The organism is Streptomyces sp. NPDC050263, from assembly GCF_040655955.1.
Classification (GTDB): Bacteria; Actinomycetota; Actinomycetes; order Streptomycetales; family Streptomycetaceae; genus Streptomyces.
Window position 1 is genome coordinate 1 of the sequence record NZ_JBFAKW010000256.1, and the last position, 3,407, is coordinate 3,407.

Annotated in this window: 4 protein-coding genes; 3 read left to right on the forward strand and 1 reads right to left on the reverse strand. The window is 72.4% G+C overall.

The genetic code is table 11. The features are described 5' to 3' along the window. Positions 1-112: 112 nt before the first annotated feature. The gene (locus AB0J04_RS45610; RefSeq protein ID WP_363174633.1) at positions 113-1,042 is read right to left on the reverse strand and encodes a LysR substrate-binding domain-containing protein; all 930 of its coding nucleotides are present in this window, start codon (positions 1,040-1,042) and stop codon (positions 113-115) included. A 70-nt stretch (positions 1,043-1,112) separates the two neighbouring features. On the opposite strand from AB0J04_RS45610, the gene AB0J04_RS45615 reads away from it, so the two are divergent. From AB0J04_RS45615 to AB0J04_RS45625, 3 genes are read left to right on the forward strand one after another with little or no spacing between them, the layout of a single operon-like run. Beyond that, positions 1,113-2,060 (forward strand): cyclase family protein, encoded by a 948-nt coding sequence (locus tag AB0J04_RS45615; RefSeq protein ID WP_363174634.1) that lies wholly within the window; start codon positions 1,113-1,115, stop codon positions 2,058-2,060. Continuing rightward, complete coding sequence (locus tag AB0J04_RS45620) at positions 2,057-2,311, forward strand: hypothetical protein (protein ID WP_363174635.1); 255 nt, start codon at positions 2,057-2,059, stop codon at positions 2,309-2,311. The genes AB0J04_RS45615 and AB0J04_RS45620 overlap by 4 nt, the downstream gene beginning before the upstream one ends. A 56-nt stretch (positions 2,312-2,367) precedes the next feature. Next, on the forward strand, positions 2,368-3,180 hold the full coding sequence (locus tag AB0J04_RS45625) for a hypothetical protein (RefSeq protein ID WP_363174637.1): 813 nt from the start codon (positions 2,368-2,370) through the stop codon (positions 3,178-3,180). Positions 3,181-3,407 lie beyond the last annotated feature (227 nt).

Here is a 3,407-nt window from a genome sequence, read left to right on the forward strand (position 1 = left end):
CTTCTGATGGATCTCCGCGGCGTCGCGACGCCCGGCACGCACTCTCGCCCGGCACACCGAGAGCACGCACCGAACGCCGCTTCTTCTCCCGCGGAGATCCATCAGAAGCCCCCTAGGCCGGGGCGACGGGGGTGAGTCCAAGGCTGACCGCGGCTTCCTGGAGGGCGTCCACCAGAGCGGAGGTCAGGGGTTCGGGGCCGGCGGGGGAGGCGCGCCGGACGGCGGCGATACGGCGGTGGCCGGCGACCGGGACGGTGGGGAGGGTGACGGTTTCGGGCGGGGCGCCGGCCAGGGCCAGGGCGGGGACGACGGCCGCGCCGAGGCCGGACCGCACCAGGGCGAGGACGGTGGGGAACTCCCGGCAGGTGTGCATGCGCCGCGCGGTGAAGCCGTACTCCCGGGAGATCCGTTCCAGGGCGTGGCGGCAGGCGGTTCCGGGCGGGCCCGCGACCCAGGGGCGGTCGGCGAGGTCCCGGACCGTGCGAGGCGGCGGGGTCCAGTCGGCGGGCATGACGACGCGGTACTCGTCGTCGGCCACCGGCGCGGCCGTGAGGTCCCTGGCCTGCTGGTCCGGGGCGGGGTCGTCGGCGTCGTACTCCACGACCACCAGGTCCAGGCCGCCGGTGCGCAGTTCACGCAGGGCCTCGGGGCCCTCCAGCTCGACCACCCTCGGTTCCAGGCCGGGGTGGGTGCGGGCGAGGGCGCCGAGGGCCGGGACCAGCAGTTGACTGACCGCGGTGGAGAACGCGGCGATCGCCACCGGGCCGGTCGCCCGTCCGGTGAGCTCGGCCAGTTCGCGGCGCGCCTCGGCGAGTTCCTGCTCGATGCGTTCGGCGCGCGCGGCCAGCAGCTTTCCGGCGGGGGTGAGTCCGGCCCGGCGGCGGGAGCGGTCCACCAGCGGCTGGCCGACCTCGCGTTCCAGCTGGGCCAGGTGTTGGGAGACGGCCGAGGGCGTCAGGTGGAGCACCTTGGCCGCGTCGACGACACCGCCCCGCAGCTCGACGGCGCGCAGTACCCGCAGGCGCCGGGGATCCAGTTCCATAAGTCGCACTGTAGTGCCACTTCAGAAAATCTTGCTTGTCGTCCAGTCCCACTGCACGGATGATCGGATCATGAACGAAGACGACGAGCGATGGCGCGTGCGGTTCGACGCCGACGTGACCTTCGCGGGCGGTGGCGGCCTGCAGACCCAGGGCTTCCTGCTGGACGTGACCGACCCGGAGGTCGACGACCCTGACCTGGCCGACCTGTTCGTCCGCCGGCTCGGGCTGCCGAAGGTGGACGAGGTGCGGATCAGCGGGCGGCGAACGCTGCGGGAGCCCCACACAGGGGCCCGGGGCGCCACCGGTCCACGCCGGACCGCCCACCGGCGCACCGTCGATCTCAGCCACTCGATCCGGCACGGGATGATCACCTACCCCGGCGTGCCCGGGCCGGAGATCGGCGACCACCTGTCCCGGGAAGCGTCGCGGGCGCACTACGCGTCCGGCACCGAGTTCGCCATCGGCCGCATCTCGATGACCGCCAACACCGGCACCTACCTCGACGCCCCCTTCCACCGCTTCGGCGACGGAACGGACCTCGCCGGGCTGCCGCTGTCCGGGCTCACCGACCTCGACGGCATCGTCGTACGCGCCCTGGGCACCGGCCGGGCCGTGGACCGGGAACTGCTGCTTCCGCACGACGTCACCGGTCGGGCCGTACTGATCCACACCGGCTGGGACCGGCACTGGGGCACCGAGCAGTACGGAAGCGGCCACCCCTACCTCACCGCGGGCGCCGCGGCCTGGCTCGTCGAGCAGGGCGCGGCCCTGGTCGGCATGGACTCGCTCAACATCGACGACACCGAGGACGGCGCCCGCCCCGCGCACACCACGCTGCTGGCCGCCGGCGTCCCGGTCGTGGAGCACCTGCGCGGCCTGGAGCAACTGCCCCCGCACGGCTTCCGCTTCCACGCCGCGCCACCGGCCGTCGAAGGGATGGGCACCTTCCCGGTACGGGCCTACGCGCTGCTCGACGGGGAGGCCGGCGAAGGCGACGACCGAGGTCAGCACCAGTGACCTGGGGGGAGGGGGTTCTCGCCGCAATCGGCTGGGGCGGAGCAGGCCTGTTGCTCACCGGGTACGCGATGGCGTCGACCGAACGGATCCCCGCCGGAGGACACGCCTTCCAGTTGCTGAACCTGTTCGGCGCCGCCGCCCTGACCGTCAACTCCGGATACCACCGGGCCTGGCCCTCCGCCCTGCTCAACACCGCCTGGATCGCCATCGGCCTGGCCGCCCTCACCCGCCGCACCCCCCGGGTTCCGTAGCCGCGTACGCAGTTCATCCACGAAGGTTCGTTCGTCCACAGAGGAAAGGGGATTCGGTGGCCCGTCGCACCGACACGTCCTACCTGGCGGTCGCAGTCAAGGGCTACCTGCTGCTGACCATGTGGTGCTTCGTCGGCTCCACCCTGGCGCTGCCGGTCACCGTGGTCGACCTCATGGAGTCCCAGAAACCGCCGCTGCACCTGCGCGGCTTCGGGCAGCACGCGCTCGTGTACGGCGCACCCGTCATCGCCGCCGCGGGGGTGGCCGCGTACATGAGCCGGACGCGTCGCGGCCCGTGGCGGGACTTCCTCGTCCGTACGGCCGTCGTGCTCGTCCTGAGCCAGGCCGCCCTGCTCTGGGCCGAGGCACGGTTCGACTCACCCGACTGGAACTCCCGTGTCCTGGCCCCGGGCGCGGCCGCCGGGCTCACCGCGTTCCTCTGCCGTCGAGCGATGCGCTGGTGGGAGAACGGCGGCCTCAACGACGGCCGACGCCGCCCGGCCGCCGGCGAGATCTGGCACGCCCTGGTCCCGTTCCGGGAGTCCGCCGACGAACTCCCCCACTACTGCGTGGTCATGAGAGCGGGCTTCCGCCACGTCGAAGTGCTCCAGATCACCAGCCAGGACAAGGACAGCCGCGACGACCACATCCGCATCTCCAACGACGGCTGGGACTTCAACTCCGGCAAGGACCACTGGGTCGAGACAGGCCTCCCGCCACGCCGGGTGCCGTACGAGAAGTTCACCAAGACCAGACCCCAAGGCCCCTGCCCGAAGCAGGCCTGGCGTCGGCTCCGAGCGAGCCGCCTGACACCCGTCGCCTCCGGCTCGCCCACCCTGTGGACCCGGATCACGCAGTACCTCGGGTGAGGCATCGACTCCCCGCCACGACAGTCCCGCGTTACGAGGCCGCCGTCACCACCGCCGTCATGGACGAGTGGCTCTGATCTTGCCGGCCGACCTCGGTGAGCGAGAAAACGCGTGTCCCTGTGGCGCGCCGGGCATCTAGTGCCGCGGCAGGCAACGTTCGCCCCGTCGCGACGCCCGGCACGCACTCTCGCCGCACCGGCCGAAAGCCCAAGTACGTCCAGTACGAG

What these genes read in the sequence shown, in the direction of transcription:
- AB0J04_RS45615 (WP_363174634.1), top strand. Translation starts at nt 1,113, where the DNA reads ATGAACGAAGACGACGAGCGATGGCGCGTGCGGTTCGACGCCGACGTG.
- AB0J04_RS45610 (WP_363174633.1), bottom strand. Translation starts at nt 1,042, where the DNA reads ATGGAACTGGATCCCCGGCGCCTGCGGGTACTGCGCGCCGTCGAGCTG.